Source organism: uncultured Allobosea sp. (assembly GCF_945957345.1).
Taxonomy (GTDB): domain Bacteria; phylum Pseudomonadota; class Alphaproteobacteria; order Rhizobiales; family Beijerinckiaceae; genus Allobosea.
This window is the reverse complement of sequence record NZ_CAMFKW010000050.1, coordinates 1-16,404: the sequence shown is the minus strand read 5'-3', so window position 1 is coordinate 16,404 and position 16,404 is coordinate 1. Positions and strand designations below refer to the sequence as shown.

The 16,404-nt window shown below is 67.6% G+C and carries 13 protein-coding genes; 11 read left to right on the top strand and 2 right to left on the bottom strand.

What is annotated here, in order from left to right; translation table 11 throughout:
• Positions 1 to 59: 59 nt before the first annotated feature.
• The 7 genes from cpaB to Q0Q36_RS20455 all read left to right on the top strand — a co-directional run bounded on the left by cpaB (position 60) and on the right by Q0Q36_RS20455 (position 7,829).
• Positions 60 to 821, top strand: coding sequence for a Flp pilus assembly protein CpaB (cpaB, locus tag Q0Q36_RS20485; protein WP_293800929.1), 762 nt, complete (start codon positions 60 to 62; stop codon positions 819 to 821).
• The gene (locus Q0Q36_RS20480; RefSeq protein ID WP_293800927.1) at positions 818 to 2,263 is read left to right on the top strand and encodes a type II and III secretion system protein family protein; all 1,446 of its coding nucleotides are present in this window, start codon (positions 818 to 820) and stop codon (positions 2,261 to 2,263) included. Before cpaB ends, Q0Q36_RS20480 begins: the two co-directional genes overlap by 4 nt.
• A gap of 34 nt (positions 2,264 to 2,297) precedes the next feature.
• The gene (locus tag Q0Q36_RS20475; RefSeq protein WP_293800925.1) at positions 2,298 to 3,044 is read left to right on the top strand and encodes a CpaD family pilus assembly protein; all 747 of its coding nucleotides are present in this window, start codon (positions 2,298 to 2,300) and stop codon (positions 3,042 to 3,044) included.
• Entirely contained in the window at positions 3,044 to 4,309 is a 1,266-nt protein-coding gene (locus Q0Q36_RS20470) for a P-loop NTPase (RefSeq protein ID WP_265057271.1), read from the top strand. The genes Q0Q36_RS20475 and Q0Q36_RS20470 overlap by 1 nt, the downstream gene beginning before the upstream one ends.
• Before the next feature lie 188 nt (positions 4,310 to 4,497).
• Positions 4,498 to 5,838: a CpaF family protein gene (locus tag Q0Q36_RS20465; RefSeq protein ID WP_293800971.1), complete on the top strand. Its 1,341-nt coding sequence runs from the start codon at positions 4,498 to 4,500 to the stop codon at positions 5,836 to 5,838.
• A gap of 33 nt (positions 5,839 to 5,871) precedes the next feature.
• Positions 5,872 to 6,843 (top strand): type II secretion system F family protein, encoded by a 972-nt coding sequence (locus Q0Q36_RS20460; RefSeq protein ID WP_293800922.1) that lies wholly within the window; start codon positions 5,872 to 5,874, stop codon positions 6,841 to 6,843.
• Between the two features lie 8 nt (positions 6,844 to 6,851).
• A complete protein-coding gene (locus tag Q0Q36_RS20455; RefSeq protein WP_293800920.1) occupies positions 6,852 to 7,829 on the top strand; it encodes a type II secretion system F family protein in 978 nt (325 codons plus the stop codon).
• 145 nt (positions 7,830 to 7,974) lie between these two features.
• Here the strand turns inward: Q0Q36_RS20455 and Q0Q36_RS20450 are convergent, their stop codons facing one another.
• Positions 7,975 to 8,853 (bottom strand): tetratricopeptide repeat protein, encoded by an 879-nt coding sequence (locus Q0Q36_RS20450; protein ID WP_293800919.1) that lies wholly within the window; start codon positions 8,851 to 8,853, stop codon positions 7,975 to 7,977.
• Positions 8,854 to 9,037: 184 nt separating this feature from the next.
• Between Q0Q36_RS20450 and Q0Q36_RS20445 the strand changes: the two genes are divergently transcribed.
• The 3 genes from Q0Q36_RS20445 (at position 9,038) to Q0Q36_RS20435 (ending at position 11,753) form a co-directional block, all read left to right on the top strand.
• Positions 9,038 to 10,420 (top strand): M17 family metallopeptidase, encoded by a 1,383-nt coding sequence (locus tag Q0Q36_RS20445; RefSeq protein ID WP_293800918.1) that lies wholly within the window; start codon positions 9,038 to 9,040, stop codon positions 10,418 to 10,420.
• Between the two features lie 80 nt (positions 10,421 to 10,500).
• Entirely contained in the window at positions 10,501 to 10,854 is a 354-nt protein-coding gene (locus Q0Q36_RS20440) for a MarR family transcriptional regulator (protein WP_265057266.1), read from the top strand.
• A gap of 41 nt (positions 10,855 to 10,895) precedes the next feature.
• Positions 10,896 to 11,753, top strand: coding sequence for an NlpC/P60 family protein (locus tag Q0Q36_RS20435; protein ID WP_293800917.1), 858 nt, complete (start codon positions 10,896 to 10,898; stop codon positions 11,751 to 11,753).
• Here the strand turns inward: Q0Q36_RS20435 and mutS are convergent, their stop codons facing one another.
• Positions 11,754 to 14,405, bottom strand: a complete 2,652-nt coding sequence (mutS, locus tag Q0Q36_RS20430) for a DNA mismatch repair protein MutS (protein WP_293800969.1) — start codon at positions 14,403 to 14,405, stop codon at positions 11,754 to 11,756.
• A gap of 179 nt (positions 14,406 to 14,584) precedes the next feature.
• Here mutS and Q0Q36_RS20425 point away from each other — a divergent pair.
• Positions 14,585 to 16,404 (top strand): methyl-accepting chemotaxis protein (locus tag Q0Q36_RS20425; RefSeq protein WP_293800915.1); only part of this gene is annotated, 1,820 nt, incomplete at its 3' end.

Genomic DNA, 16,404 nt, shown 5'->3' with positions numbered 1-16,404 from the left:
GTTTCCGAACGACGATCCGGGACGAGAGCCAATCACGCTTGGCCGAGGATCGTTCGTTCATGAGTCCCGCACGCATCATCATACTCGTGGTCGCGCTGGCCGCAGGACTGGGAGCGGCGCTGCTCGTCCAGGGCCCATCGCAGGTCCCTGCGCCGGTCGCAAAGATCGAACCTGCCCCAACCGTGCCGGTCCTGGTCGCTGCCAGCGATATACCGGTGGGCAGCACGGTGACCGCCAACGACCTGCGCTGGCTCGACTGGCCGCTCGCGAGCGTGCCGACCGGCATCATCCGCAAGGACGAATCCCCCGAGGCCGAAAAGGAAATCATCGGGCAGCTGGCGCGTTATGCCACCCTCGGTGCCGAGCCGATCCGCCGCGAGAAGCTGATCAAGACCGACGGAACCGGCTTCCTCTCCGCCGTTCTGCCCTCGGGTATGCGCGCCGTCGCGATCTCGACCGACAGCCGCGGCGCCAACACCGCCGGCGGCTTCATCCTTCCGAACGACCGCGTCGACGTGATCACAACCTCGGGGAGCGGCGAAGCCGCCGCGAGCGAGGTCATCCTGCACAATATCCGCGTCCTGGCGATCGGCCAGAACGTGCAGGAGCGCAACGGCGAGAAGGTCGTGGTCGGGGAGACCGCCACGCTCGAGGTGGATCCGAAGCAAGTCGAAGGCCTGGTCCAGGCCCAGAAGACGGGCACGCTCTCGCTGGCCCTGCGCAGCCTCAAGGACGCCGGCGAAAAGACGCCACCTGCCCAGTCCGATAACTCGCTGACTCTCGTGCGCTACGGCGTCACCTCGAAAAGCGTGAAGCCATGATGCGATACTCCATCAACCGCGCGTTCGCCCTCGCTTTCCTCCTGGCCGCCGGCGGCGCCGCCGCCCAGTCCACCACCGGCAGCGGCCCGGCGCCCGTCCTCAATGTCGGCTCGAGCGAGAACGCGATCTCCCGCAAACTGGACCTCTCGATCGGCCGCTCGCTGATCGTCGAGCTCCCGCGCGACGCCAAGGAGGTCTTCGTCGCCAATCCGAAGGTCGCCAACGCGGTGGTCCGCACCGCGCGCAAGCTCTTCGTGATCGGCATCGCCGACGGCGCCACCTCGATGTTCGTCATGGATGCCGACGGCCAGCAGATCACCGCGCTCGACATCAATGTCGGGCGGGACCTCAACGTGCTCAGACAGACCCTGCGCACGGCACTTCCCAACTCTCAGATCGAGATCAGGCCTGCCGGGGATTCGATCCTGCTCGTGGGAACGGTGCCAAACGCGTCGGACGCAACCCAGGCGGTCGATATCGCCAAGGCCTTCGTCGGCGCTTCCTCCACCACCGGGCGGAGCGGGGCGGTGATCAACTCTCTGACCATCCGCGACCGCGACCAGGTGATGGTGAAAGTGACGGTGTCGGAGGTCTCGCGCAAGGCGATCAAGCAGCTCGGCATCAACTCCACCGGCGAATGGAAGCTCGGCAACTTTTCGGTGACCCCCACCATCGACAATCCGTTCTCGCTCTCGCCGCAGGCCTTGTCCGCCTCGGCGATCAGCGCCGGCATCGGCAATACCAAGAACTTCACGCTGCGGGCTCTGGAGCGGGCCGGCATGGCGCGCGTCCTGGCGGAGCCGACAGTGACCGCGATCTCGGGCGAGAGCGCGAAATTCACGGCGGGCGGTGAAATCCCGGTTCCCACCGGCTACACCTGCGATCCGGCCAAGGCCGTCTGCACGCTCGGCGTCCAGTACAAGCCGGTCGGCGTCGCGCTGAACTTCACACCGATCGTGCTCTCGGCCAACAAGATCAGCATGCGCATCGCGACCGAGGTCACCGAACTCGACTTCGAGAACCAGATCGTGCTCCAGGGCGGATCCGGCCAGCCCACCGTCACCGTCCCCGCCTTCCGCGTGCGCAAGTCCGACACGACGGTCGAATTGCCCTCCGGCGGCACGCTGGCCACCGCCGGGCTGATCCAGCGCGTTTCGAAGACCTCGATCAACGGCCTGCCCGGGCTGATGAACCTGCCGGTCATCGGCGTGCTGTTCCGCTCGCGCGACTATCAGCGCGAGGAGACCGAGCTGATGATCGCGGTCACGCCCTACATCGCCAAGCCGATGCAGCCGACCGAGGTCCAGCGACCGGATGACGGCTTCGTCGAGAGCCATGACTCCCAGGCGATCCTGCTTGGGCGCCTGAACAAGATCTATGGCAGCGGCAGCGGCCCGGTTCCCCAGGCCTACAAGGGCCGGGTCGGCTTCATCGCCGACTGAGCGCCCGATGAGAACGATGATGGATGGCCCGACCATGACGGTTTCCTCCCGGAACGACTCGACAGGACCGCGCCTGATCGCCGCCATGCTGGCGCTGGGTGCCCTCATCGGCGGCTGCGCCAGCCGCACGGCCGACGCCGACAACTCCGCCTTCGGGCCGGAGGATGTGCGCGAGCGCCATCCGATCGTGCTGCGCGACGCGCCACGCTCGCTCGACGTCTTCGTCGGGCGGTCCGGCCGGGCGCTCGATGCCCGCCAGGCCGAGGACGTCGCCAGCTTCGCGCGCGAATTCCGCCGGTCCGGCAAGGGAGGCCTTGTGGCCGAGGTGCCGACCGGCGCCCGCCGCGATCACGCGACCCAGGACACGCTGAGCGGCATCAAGGCGGCACTGTCGCGCGGCGGCGTCTCGCCGGCCTTCCTCAGCGTGCGCAGCTATCCGGTCCAGGACCCGGGCCTCGCCTCACCGATCCGCCTGACCTTCGCCTCGCTCCAGGCGAGCGTGGCCCATGCTTGCGGACAATGGCCCACAGACCTGGGTAGCTCCAACTTCAAGTTCTCGTCTTCGAACGCACCCTACTGGAATTTCGGCTGCGCATCGCAGGCGACGCTCGCCGCCCAGGTCGCCGATCCGCTCGATCTCGTCCGTGCACGCGAGGAGGGCCGCCCCGACATCGTCAAGCGCATGGGCGCCATCACCAAGATCCGCGAAGGCACGGATCCCTCTACCCAGTACCGGCAGCAGACGCCGCAGATCAACTCCACTGTCGGCGGAGGCGGTTGATGCAGCCCGAGGCTCGTGAAACCCCCGCGATCGAACTGTCCAGCGACGAGACGATCGCGCCCCTGCCGCGCGTCACGCTGCAGGCGTTCTGCGAAACGCCCGCGGTCGCGGCGACCATGCAGGCAGCCGTGGCGGACCGGCGCATGGACAAGGCGCATACCCGCATCCAGATGGGCGGGCCGGCCGCGGCGGTCGAAGCTTTCCGCGCAGCGCCGACGCCCAACATTATCGTGCTCGAGGCGGTCACCGATCCGGCAACGCTGGTCGCGCATCTCGAAGCGCTGTCCGAGAGCTGCGATGCGGGCACCAAGGTCGTCGTGGTCGGCCACGTCAACGATGTCCAGCTCTATCGCGACCTGATCCGCCGCGGCGTCAGCGAGTATCTCATCGCGCCGCTGGAACCGCTGGACGTCCTGCGGACCCTGTCGGATCTGTACATCTCCCCCGAATCCCGCAATCTCGGTCGCGTCATCGCGGTGATGGGAGCCAAGGGCGGCGTCGGCGCTTCGACCGTCGCGCACAACGTCTCCTGGGCGATCGCGCGCAATCTCGACGCCTCGACCGTGGTCGTCGACCTCGACATCGCCTTCGGCACGGCCGGCCTCAACTTCAACCAGGATCCGCCGCAAGGCATCGCGGAAGCGGTGTTTGCGCCGGAGCGCCTCGATTCCAACCTGCTGGACAGGCTCCTGTCGCGCTGCAGCGACAATCTCGCGCTGCTGGCCGCGCCGGCGATCCTCGACCGGACCGTCGATCTCGACGAGGACGCCTTCGAACAGCTCCTCGAATTGCTGCGCGCCAGCGTGCCGTGCATCATCCTCGACGTGCCGCATCAGTGGAGCGCCTGGGTAAAGCGGACGATGCTGGGTGCCGACGAGATCGTCATCGTCGCCGAACCGGAGCTCGCCTCCCTGCGCAATGCCAAGAACCTGGTCGACCTGTCGCGCGCCACCCGGCCGAACGATGCGGTCGCCCGGCTGGTGCTGAACCGGGTCGGTGTTCCCAAGCGGCCCGAAATCAATGTCGGGGAATTCTCCAAGGCGCTCGGCATCGACGTGCTCAGCACGATTCCATTCGATGCGCAGCTGTTCGGCACGGCCGCCAATAACGGCCAGATGATCGCCGAGGTCCAGGCCGGCAGCAAGGCGAGCGAAGCCTTCACCCAGATCGCCAGCGCTCTGACCGGCCGTGGCGAAGCCAGGCGCGGCCGGCGCAGCCTGTTCGAGCCGCTGGTCGCGAAGCTGAAGCGTCGCAAGGCCTCGTGACCGGCGGGGAGCGGCGATGACGGAAAGACGCCCGCACGCCAGGCAATGTGCCGGCGCAAGCCGGGCGGGAGAGTAGTGAGATGTTCGGCAAGCGATCCGCAGGCGCAGGTCACGCGCCCAACCTGAACGCGAGGATGCCCGCAGCCACGCAGGCCGCGCCGCGCAAACCCGAACCCGCCTCCGCCGTCATGGAGGAACGCAAGGTCGCGCCCGTCGTCGAGACGGCCCCGCGATCCGAAGACTACTACCAGATGAAGAGCATGATCTTCGGAGCGCTGATCGAGGCCATCGATCTGTCGCAGCTCGCGAAGCTCGACTCGGAATCGGCGCGCGAAGAAATCCGCGACATCATCAACGAGATCATCTCGCTGAAGAACGTCGTGCTCTCGATCGCGGAGCAGGAAGAGCTGCTCGACGACATCTGCAACGACGTGCTCGGCTACGGGCCGCTCGAGCCGCTGCTGGCGCGCGACGACATCGCCGACATCATGGTCAACGGCGCAGGCCGGACCTTCATCGAAACCGCCGGCAAGATCCAGCTCACCAATATCCGCTTCCGCGACAACGCCCAGCTGATGAACATCTGCCAGCGCATCGTCAGCCAGGTCGGCCGGCGCGTCGACGAGAGCTCGCCGATCTGCGACGCGCGCCTCGCCGACGGCTCGCGCGTCAACGTCATCGCGCCGCCTCTCGCGATCGACGGCCCGGCCCTCACCATCCGCAAGTTCAGGAAGGACAAGCTGACGCTCGACCAGCTCGTCAAGTTCGGCGCGATCTCGCCGCCGGGCGCCGAGATCCTGAAGATCATCGGCCGCGTCCGCTGCAACATCGTGATCTCGGGCGGCACGGGTTCCGGCAAGACGACGCTGCTCAACTGCCTGACCAACTATATCGACGAAGATGAACGCGTCATCACCTGCGAGGACGCGGCCGAGCTCCAGCTGCAGCAGCCGCATGTGGTGCGCCTCGAAACCCGCCCGCCCAATCTCGAAGGCACGGGCGCGGTTACGATGCGTGACCTCGTCAAGAACTGCCTGCGCATGCGCCCCGAGCGCATCATCGTCGGCGAGGTGCGCGGACCGGAAGCCTTCGACCTGCTCCAGGCGATGAATACCGGCCATGACGGCTCGATGGGCACGTTGCACGCCAACTCGCCGCGCGAGTGCCTGAGCCGCATCGAATCGATGATCACGATGGGCGGCTTCTCGCTGCCGTCGAAGACGCTGCGCGAGATGATCTGCTCCTCGGTCGACGTCATCATCCAGGCCCAGCGCCTGCGCGATGGCTCGCGTCGCATCACGCACATCACCGAAGTGATGGGCATGGAAGGCGAGGTCATCACCACCCAGGACCTGATGCTCTACGACGTGGTCGGCGAAGATGCCGCCGGCAAGCTCATCGGCCGGCACCGTGCGACCGGCGTCGGACGCCCGCGTTTCTGGGAGCGGGCGCGGTACTACAGCGAGGAGCAGCGCCTCGCAGCGGCGATCGATCAGCTCGAAGAAGCGGGTACCAGCAATGCCCTCTGAGCAGCAAATCCTGCGGGCAGGGGGGGCACGAACATGAGCACGCTCGCCGTCGCCCTGCTGGCCATGTTCGCCGTCGGCGGCGTGGTCTATGCGCTGCTGTACCCGACCCTCAGCGGCGAAAAGCGCGCCGAAAAACGGCGCAAGGAATTCGCCGGACCCAGCGCGGTTCGCGGCGTCGACCGGGAGGCGCAGGCCCGGAACAAGCGCGGCCAGATCGCACAAAGCCTCAAGGAGATCGAGAACCGCGAGAATGCGCGCAACAAGGTTTCGCTGGAAACGCGCATCGCCCAGGCCGGGCTGACCTGGACTCCCAAGAACTACTACATGATCAGCACCGGGACGGCGGTCGGTCTGGGGCTGATGCTGTGGCTGGCGAGCGGCAACTGGATTCTCGGGCTCGCGGGCCTCTTCGTCGGCGGCTTCGGCCTGCCCGCCTGGTTCCTGAAGCGCTGCAAGAGCAAGCGATTGAAGAAATTCATCACGGAATTCCCGAACGCACTCGATGTCATCGTGCGCGGCATCAAGGCGGGCCTGCCGGTCAACGATTGCCTGCGCATCATCGCCAACGAAGCCCAGGAGCCGGTGAAGGGCGAGTTCAGGCAGATCATCGAGGCGCAGGCGCTCGGCCTGCCGCTGTCGGAGGCGACCACCAAGCTCTTCGAGCGCATGCCCTGCTCCGAGGCCAATTTCTTCGGCATCGTCATCGCCATCCAGCAGAAGACCGGCGGCAACCTCTCCGAAACGCTGGCGAACCTGTCGCGCGTTCTGCGCGAGCGGCGCAAGATGCGCGACAAGATTCAGGCCGTCTCGATGGAGGCCAAAGCCTCGGCAGCCATCATCGGCTCCCTGCCCCCCGCGGTGGCGGTCCTCGTCTGGCTCACCACACCCCGATATATCGAGATCCTCTGGATCAGCCAGACCGGCAAGTTCGCGCTGGTCGCGGCCGGAATCTGGATGCTGATCGGCGTGCTGATCATGCGCAAGATGATCAATTTCGACATCTGAGGCGGGCGATGATTACGCAGATCGTCAACAGCGTCACCAATCCGCAGTTCCTGCTGGGTCTTTTCGCCGCCATCGCGGCGGCGGCAACCGTGCTGACGATCGCGATTCCGCTCACCGAGGGCAACAGCCTCCAGAAGCGTATGAAGAACGTCGCAACGGAGCGCGATAAGATCCGCGCACGCGAGCGCGAGAGGCTCAACCGGCAGAACGAGAAGGTCTCGCTGAGGCCGGAGCCGAAAGCCTACATGCGGCGCGTTGTGGAGCGGTTCAAGCTCGGCGACTGGCTCGGCACGGACAACGCCAAGCGGCAGCTCGCCATGGCCGGCTATCGCGGCCCACAGGCCGAGGTCGCCTTCCTGTTCTTCCGCCTGGCCGCGCCGGTCGGGCTGTTCCTGTTCACGCTGTTCTACGTCTTCGTCATCAACGGTTTCGGCCAGTCCTTCATGGTCAAGGTCGCCATGGCCATCGGCGCGGCCTATCTCGGCATCAAGGCGCCGGAAATCTTCCTGTCGAACCAGGCCAGCAAGCGGCAGGCTTCGATGCGCCTGGCCTTTCCGGATGCGCTCGACCTGCTGCTGATCTGCGTCGAATCCGGCATGTCGATCGAGCATGCCTTCCGGAAGGTTTCCGGCGAGATCGGCGACCAGTCGGTTCCTCTGGCCGAGGAATTCGCGCTCTGCACCGCCGAGCTTTCCTATCTGTCCGACCGCCGTGTCGCCTACGAGAACCTTGCGCTGCGCACCGGACTCGAAAGCGTGAAATCGGTCTCGACCGCCCTGATCCAGGCCGAGCGCTACGGCACGCCGCTCGGCACCGCCCTGCGCACGCTCGCCCAGGAAAGCCGCGACCAGCGCATGACTGCGGCCGAGAAGAAGGCGGCCGCGCTGCCGCCGAAGCTGACCGTCCCGATGATCCTGTTCTTTCTGCCCGTGCTGTTCGTCATCATCCTGACGCCGGCTCTGGTGCAGGTCTTCAAATGGCAGTGAATCAGGCGAGACCCTGCTTTCGCTGAAGACGCGCGCCGCAAAGCCGATCCTACAAACGAATAAGGCCGGAGTTTCGAGACTCCGGCCTTATTCGCTTGTGATGTCCGGCTTTCGAGAAAGCCGCAGGTTCTGCAGAAGCCGCTCCTCAGGCGGGCGGAATGCCGGCAGGGGTGCCGACCGTCCCGTTCGCAACCGGCGGCCGGGCAGCGGACTGCGCCTTGCTCCCCTTGCCGCCCTTCAGCAATTCCCAGCTGTTCTGCTGGCTGACGCTGCGCTTGAGATAGGCGATCGTCTGGGCCGCCTCGGCCGGGCTCTGGTCGCGGCGCGCCAGGGTTTCCGCTTCGCCGAAGCGACCTTGCAGGCCGAGCACGAGGACGAGATTCTGGCGGACGCGGGCATCGGCACGATCGGACGCCGCCGCCTCGGCCAGGACGCGCTCGGCCTCGGGCAAATTGCGCGAGAGGGCCAGCGACAGCCCGTAATTCGACATGATCGTCGGTTCGTTCGGGGCGAGCTTCAGGGCCGCCTGGTAGATCTGCTGGGCGCGTGCGTGGTCGCCGAGCTGGTCGGCGACCGTGCCCTGTGCCGACAGGATCCGCCAATCGGGCCGCTCGGGCGAATGCGCCCGCGACAGGACCTCGTCGGCCTCCTGCAGGCGACCGTTATCGGCAAGCGAGCGGCCATAGGCGCCAAGCAGCTCACGGTCGTCCTGGTGAGCGAGGACGGCGCTCTGAAGCACGGCCAGGGCCTGGGCATTCTGATCGAGGCTCCGCAGCGCGCGCGCATAATAGAAGGCGGCGTCGCGGTCCTTGGGATTGGCATCATAGCGCTTCGCCCAGGTCTCGCGTTCGGCCTGCCAGTCCGACGCCGTGCGCGGCTGGCTCGCCGGACTTGCGCGGCCGATCGAGCCGGTGACGTCGCCGATGCCGCCGCGGCTCTGGCAGCCGGCCAGAACCAGCGCAGCGAGACAGACGGCAAGGCCGAGACCGGCGCGAGAACCAGGCCGGGCCGCGCGAACGGACACCGTCCGGACCGAAGCCGCGGGATGGATTGAATAATGGGGCCGGGCTGAAGACATGGGCCGGATCGCCTCCCGAAAACGGGCCGTCTGGATGGGTTCGTCTGGTCGATCCGGTGATAAAGCGTTAACCCTAATGCATCCTTAATCGCCTTCCCGAAGCCCCTGCCCGAAATCGAAACAGCGCTCCGTGAACACTCTCCTGATCTCCGCCTCCACCGCAGCCATTCCCGTTCACGTCGTCTCGACCGGCACATGGACCGCCCTTCAGGAGCAGTTGTCTCCGGCCAACCGCAGTTTCGCCCTCGCCCAGGGCTTTGCCGCCCGCGCCGGCCAGTACTGCCTGCTGCCGGATCTGCAAGGAGAGCTGGCGGCCGTCCTGCTCGGCGTCGATATAGCTGGGCGCCGACCCGATCCGTTCGCGGCCGGGCGTCTTGCCGCACTTTTGCCGGCCGGCGACTACACGCTGTCGGGCGATTTCGGCGACCCGGCCTTGGCAACGCTGAGCTGGCTGCTGCAGGGCTATCGCTTCGATCGCTATCGCAAGCCCAGCCCGGCCCGCGCGCGGCTGGTCGTACCCCATGGTGTCGACGGCGAGGAGATCAGCCGGATCGCCGAGTCCGCCATGCTGGCGCGGGACCTCGTCAACACACCGGCGAACGAGCTTGGGCCCGGCGAGATCGAAGCGGCGATCCGGGGGCTCGCCACCGAATGCGGCGCGGCCGTCACCAGCATCGTCGGCGACGACCTGATCGCCCGGAATTTCCCGATGATCCATGCGGTCGGGCGTGCTTCGACACGAGCACCGCGGCTCGTGGACCTCGTCTGGGGTGACCCCGCCCATCCCAAGGTCACGCTGGTCGGCAAGGGCGTCGCCTTCGATACCGGCGGGCTCAATCTCAAGCCCGACGCCTCGATGCTGCTGATGAAGAAGGACATGGGCGGCGCGGCGGCCGCGATCGCTGCGGCGCGAATGATCATGCTGGCGAAGCTGCCGGTGCGGTTGCGGCTGCTGGTACCGGCCGTCGAGAATGCCGTGTCGGGCAATGCCTTCAGGCCCGGCGACGTGCTGGCGAGCCGCAAGGGCCTCTCGGTCGAGATCGGCAATACCGATGCCGAGGGCCGGCTGATCCTGGCCGATGCGCTGGCGCTCGCCGACGAGGAGGCACCGGACCTGCTCGTCGATTTCGCGACGCTGACCGGGGCGGCCCGCACCGCGCTCGGCCCGGAGCTGCCGCCCTTCTATACGCATGACGAAAAGCTCGCCGCCGAGATCGCCCGGCTCGGCATGGCGGTGAACGATCCGGTCTGGCGGCTGCCGCTCTGGCCGCCCTATGACGGCCTGCTGGAGTCCAAGATCGCCGATGTCAACCACGTCTCCGGCGGGGGCATGGCCGGCTCGGTCACCGCGGCCCTGTTCCTCAACCGCTTCGTCGAGAAGACACAGGCCTACGCGCATTTCGACATCTATGCCTGGAACCCCTCGGCCAAGCCGGGGCGGCCGGAGGGCGGCGAATGCCAAGGCGCGCGCCTGATCCACGCGCTGGTGAAGCAGCTTTATCCGCGCGGTTAAGGCTGATCCGCGAAGACGATTGCGCGCCGCCGCCGCCGGGATAATGATACGGGTCCGTAACGATCTGGACCCGTGTCTTTATGCCCCTGGAGATCAGGCCTTCGCAGGCGCTCAAGCTGTGGCGGCAGGTGCATCTCGATCTGGTGCGGGACCATGACGCCGATCTCTCGGCGCGCCAGACCGCGATCCTGCTCACGGTCTATCTCGAACTGCCGCCGCATACGGTCCGCGGACTCGCCAAACAGCTCGGCGTGACCAAGCCGGTGATCACGCGCGCGCTCGACACGCTCGGCAAGCTCGGCCTGCTCACCCGCAAGCGCGACGAGGCCGACCGCCGCAATGTCGTGATCCAGCGCACCGTCGCCGGAGCCTTGGCTGTCGAGCGATTAGCAGATCTCGTAACCGAGCATGCCAAGGAGATCGGCGGAAGCTGAGGCCTCTCCCGGACCACCTCCCGCCGCGCTAGATTGCCGCCATGACAACGATTCTCGACCGCCGCATCCATGCTTTCCGCCCCGACCTCGCAGCACGCACGCTGACGGGGCAGGTCGAGGCCGCCCGCTTCGCCGATCCGCAACCGATGCGCATCGTCTCGGCTTCCGCCCCGGTGCGGCGCGAGCCGCGCCCCGACGCCGCGCTCGATACCGAAGCGCTCGCCGGCGAACTGGTTGATGTCTACGAGCGCGAGGAGGGCTGGGCCTGGGCGCAGCTCGCGGGTGACGGCTATGTCGGCTACATCCCCGACGATGCGTTGCGGCCGGACCGCCCTGCTCCAACGCATCGCGTTGCGGGTTTGCGAACCTTCGTCTATCCCGGCCCCTCGATCAAATTGCCGCCGCTCACGGCGCTGTCGTTCGGTGCCAATGTCGCCGTAGTCGAGAGCAAGGGTGATTTCGCGGTTCTGGCCGATGGCGGCCACGTCTTCGCCGCCCACCTCGCGCCAATCGACCAGCATGAGCCGGATTTCGTCGCTGTGGCCGAGCGCTTCGTCGGCGTGCCCTATCTCTGGGGCGGCAAGACCAGCCTCGGGCTCGACTGCTCTGGCCTGACGCAGCTTTGCCTTGCGGCGGCCGGCATCGCCGCGCCGCGCGATTCAGACATGATGGAGGCGACGCTCGGCCGGACTGTCGAATTGCGCGAGGACCTCGCCGGCTTGCAGCGTGGCGACCTCGTCTTCTGGAAGGGCCATGTCGGCATCCTGACCGCTCCCGACACGCTGCTCCATGCCAGCGGGCATGTGATGAGCGTCTATCGCGAGCCGCTGCGCGAGGCGCGAGACCGCATCCGCGCCAAGAGCTTCGGCGAGATCACCGCCATCAAGCGGCTGGGCTAGCTAAACCAAAACCTTCAGGCGGTAGAGCGCTTCCAGCGCCTCGCGCGGGGTCATCTCGTCCGGGTCGATCCCGGCCAGAGCCTCACGCAAACCGTCCGGCTCGCCTTCTGGAACGACCGGCGCCGGCCTGCGCTGCGGCACGGCGAAGAGCGGGAGATCGTCGACCAGCGACGCCACCGGCTTCTCGCGCTCGGTCTTCTCCAACTCGCCGAGGATCGCACGGGCGCGCTCGACCACGGCCGGCGGCAGGCCGGCGAGCTTGGCGACCTGGATGCCGTAGGAGCGATCGGCCGCGCCCGGCACGACCTCGTGCAGGAAGACGACCTCGCCCTTCCATTCGGTGACGCGGACGGTCGCGTTGGCGACACGCTCGAGCCGGTCTCCGAGCGCCGTCAGTTCATGATAATGGGTCGCGAACAGGCTGCGGCAGCGGTTGATCTCGTGGAGATGCTCGATCGCGGCCCAGGCGATCGAGAGGCCGTCGAAGGTCGCGGTGCCCCGCCCGATCTCGTCGAGGATGACCAGCGCGCGCGGGCCCGCCTGGTTCAGGATCGCGGCGGTCTCGACCATCTCGACCATGAAGGTCGAACGGCCGCGCGCGAGATCGTCGGCGGCACCGACGCGCGAGAACAGCCGGTCGACGATGCCGATATGCGCCGAAGTCGCGGGCACGAAGGAGCCCATCTGGGCGAGCACCGCGATCAGTGCGTTCTGGCGCAGGAAGGTCGATTTACCGGCCATGTTCGGGCCGGTGATCAGGCAGATGCGCCCGCCCTTCGCCTCGGTGCCCGGCGGCGACAATTCGGTGTCGTTGGCGACGAAGGGTTTGCCGTCGCGCTTCAGCGCTGCTTCGACCACTGGATGGCGGCCGCGCTCGATCGTAAAGGCGACGCCGTCATCGATCTGCGGGCGGCTCCAGCCCTCGCGGGTCGCGAGATCGGCCAAGGCCGCAGCGACATCGAGCTCCGCCAAGGCCAAAGCGGCCGCCTTGATCGGCTCGGCCTGGGCCAGCACGGCTTCGCTGAGCGCCGCGAAGATGGCGAGTTCGAGCTTCAGCGCCCGGTCGGCGGCGGAAGCGATCTTGGCTTCGAGTTCGCCGAGCTCGACCGAGGAGAAGCGCATCGCGTCCGACATGGTCTGGCGATGCACGAAGGTCGCGCGCCAGGGATCGCGCAGGAATTCCTCGCCCGTCGCCTGCGGCACCTCGACGAAATAGCCAAGCATGGCGTTGTGCTTGATGCGCAACGTGCGGCAGCCGGTCTCGGCGGCATAGCGCGCCTGCAACTGGGCGATCACCTTGCGCGAGTCGATCTGGAGCAGACGCAATTCGTCGAGCGCTGAGTCGAACTCCTCGCGAACGAAACGGCCGTCGCGGCGGTTGAGCGGCAATTCGTCAGCCAGCGTCGCGTTGAGACGCACCGGCAAATCGGGATCGCTTTCACCAAGAGCCCGCATGGCACGCGCCAGTTCGACAGGCAGTTCACCGCGCCGGACCAGCAAGGCGGCAATCGCGCGGGCCGCGTCGAGCCCGGCGCCGAGCGCCGCGAGATCGCGCGGGCCGCCACGGTCGAGCGAGAGCCGCGCCAGCGCACGAGCGACGTCCGGGACCTTCTCCAAGGCGGTGCGCAGATCCTCGCGCAGGCCGGCATCCGCGACGAGCAATTCGACCGCGTCATGGCGCGCGGCGATGGCAGCGGTATCGGTCAGCGGGCCGGCGAGGCGTTCGGCCAGCAGGCGCGCGCCGCCCGGCGTCACCGTGCGGTCGATCGTGGCGAGCAGGCTGCCCTGGCGCTCGCCGCCGAGCGTGCGGGTCAGTTCGAGATTGGCCCGGGTCGCCGCGTCGATCAGCATCGTCGCCGAGCCTGAATCGCGCATCGGGGCCGAGAGCGGCGGACGGGCGCCGAGCTGGGTGCGCTCGACATAGGCCAGCGCCGCACCAGCCGCTGCGATCTCGGCCCGCGTGAAGGCGCCGAAGGCATCGAGCGTGGCAACGCCGAAGAATTCCTTCAGGCGCCGCTCGGCCGAGGTCGCGTCGAGCCCATCGCGCGCCAGCGGCGTCACAGGGATCGTGATCTCGCGCCAGAATTCCTTGAGCTCGGGATCGTCATGGATCGCGTCCGGGCAGACGATCTCGCGCGGCTCCAGCCGCGAGAACTCGATGGCGAGCCGCTCCTGCGGCGTCTCCATCACGGTGAAGCGGCCTGTCGAGATGTCGATCGCTGCGAGCCCGTAGAGCGAGGCGGCCTCGCCGGTCTTGCGGCGCGCGACGGCAATGAGGAGGCTCGCGCGACCGGGTTCGAGCAGGCGCTCCTCAGTGATGGTGCCGGGCGTGACGAGGCGCACGACATCGCGCTTCACCACCGACTTGTTGCCGCGCTTCTTGGCCTCGGCCGGGTCCTCGGTCTGCTCGCAGACGGCGACGCGATGACCGGCGGCGATCAGGCGCTGGAGATAATCGTCGGCACGCTCGACCGGCACGCCGCACATCGGGATGTCGTCGCCCTGGTGCTTGCCGCGCTTGGTGAGAACGATGCCGAGCGTGCGCGAGGCGATCTCGGCATCCCGGAAGAACAATTCGTAGAAATCGCCCATCCGGTAGAAGAGCAGGCAGTCCGGATTGGCGGCTTTGATCTCGACATATTGCGCCATCATCGGCGTGACGCGATCGGCGGCTGCGGCCGGAGCGACGGGGCGGGCGGTGTCTGGAGAGGTGCTCTGGCGCATGGCGCGGGCACGCTAGCAAAATGTCCGGCCAAGACCATCCGTTAGGACGGCTTTCAACAATTGAAAGCAAGGTCGGACAGCCGACCCGGCCGAAGGTTCCGACATTGTTGATCATCAATCTCGTCCAGAGCCTGTTCTTCCTGCTGTTTGCGGGGTTGCTGCTGACGGTGATCGCCCCGTGGCTGGTCGGGCGGGACTGGTTGCGCCCCTGCGCGGTCGGTCTCCTGTTCGCGGCCGGCGCGCTGGTGAGCATGTCGAACCCCGTCCAGCTCCAGCCCGGACTCGTCGTCGATTCCCGCAATACCTTCGTCATCCTGGCGGGGCCGATCGGAGGCCCCGTGGCGGCGCTCATCACCGCCGTGCCCTTGCTGGTGACGCGCGTGATGATGGGCGGCGTCGGCATGGTGACCGGCGTCAGCGGCATCGCGGTCCGCATGGTGATCGGCATCGGCTTCTCGATCTGGCTGGCACGGCGCCGGCGCCCGCTGATGGCACGTGACATGCTGCTGCTCTCGTCGCTCGATGCCGTCTGCCTGCTGGCCTCGACCCCCTTCATACCCGGCGAGGCCGGCGAGCGCTTCCTGCGCGAGGCCGTCCCGGCGATGATCGTGGTCAGCACGATCGGCATCATCCTCACCGGCATCGTCGTCATCCACGACAACGACCGCCGCGAAATCGCCTATCGCCTGCGCACCCTGATCGACCGCGCGCCGGGCACCCTCTACCAGCGGATCGTGCGCACGGACGGCACGATGACCTACCAGTTCGCCTCCTTCGCCATCGACAAGCTGCTGGGGATCGCCAAGGAGGAGGTCGAGCGCGATCCGGAAATCTGGCTCGGCAAGCTCCTGCCCGAAGACCGGGCCCGCTTCGAGCAGCAGCGGCGCGACCAGCAGGAGACCGAGACGCTCTGGCGCTTCGAGGGGCGCTATCATGCGCCCGATGGCGGCATCGTCTGGCTGCGCAGCGAATCGACCAAGCGGCGCCTGCGCGACGGAACCCTGGTCTGGGACGGCATCCTGCTCGACATCACCGCCGAGAAGACGCTGGAAACCCGCCGGAGCGAGATCGAGACCCTGCGCAAGACGACCCTCGACGCGCTGGCCAGCGATCTCGAGCGTACCGTCGGCAAGGCGCTGGGCGATGTCGGCATCTCTCTGCGGGGCATGCACGACGCCGCCGGCCAGATGGTCGAGAACGCCAACAAGACGACGCTGCGCGCCGAGAGCGTGACGCAGGAAGCCGACAGCGCCTCGCGCCGCATCGGCAGCGTCGCGATCGCGGCCGAGGAGATCGAAGCCTCGATCCGCGAGCTCACCCAGCAGACCAGCCATGCCGACGACACGGTCCGCGCCGCCGCATCCTATGCCCGCAGCACGCGCAGCGACGTCGCGGGGCTGACGGAAGCGGCCGACAAGGTCCGCGCCGTGCTCGATTTCATCGAGGAGATCGCGGCCCGCACCAACCTGCTCGCGCTGAACGCCACGATCGAGGCGGCCCGCGCGGGAGCGGCCGGCCGCGGCTTCGCGGTGGTGGCGGGCGAGGTCAAGACGCTGGCCGAGCAGACCCAGAAGGCCACCCGCGACATCGCCGAGACGCTCGCCGATATCCGCGGCGCCGCCGCGACCGCCTTCGAAGCCGTCGCCCATATCGAGGGCACGATGACGACGATCGAGCAGACATCCGGCGCGATCGCCGATGTCGTCAGCCGCCAGGCCGGCATCGCCTCGACGATCGCCGCCGACGCGCAGGCCGTGGCACTGAGCGCCGATGCCGTTACCAACAATGTCGGCGCCGTCGGCGTCGAGGCGCGCGTCACCGGCGATGCCGCGATCCAGGTCGCGGAGGCGGCCCGTAAGGTCGACGAGCAGGCCGAGGCGCTCGACCGCTATGTCGCCGATTTCGTGCGCAGCGTACGCACCGCCTC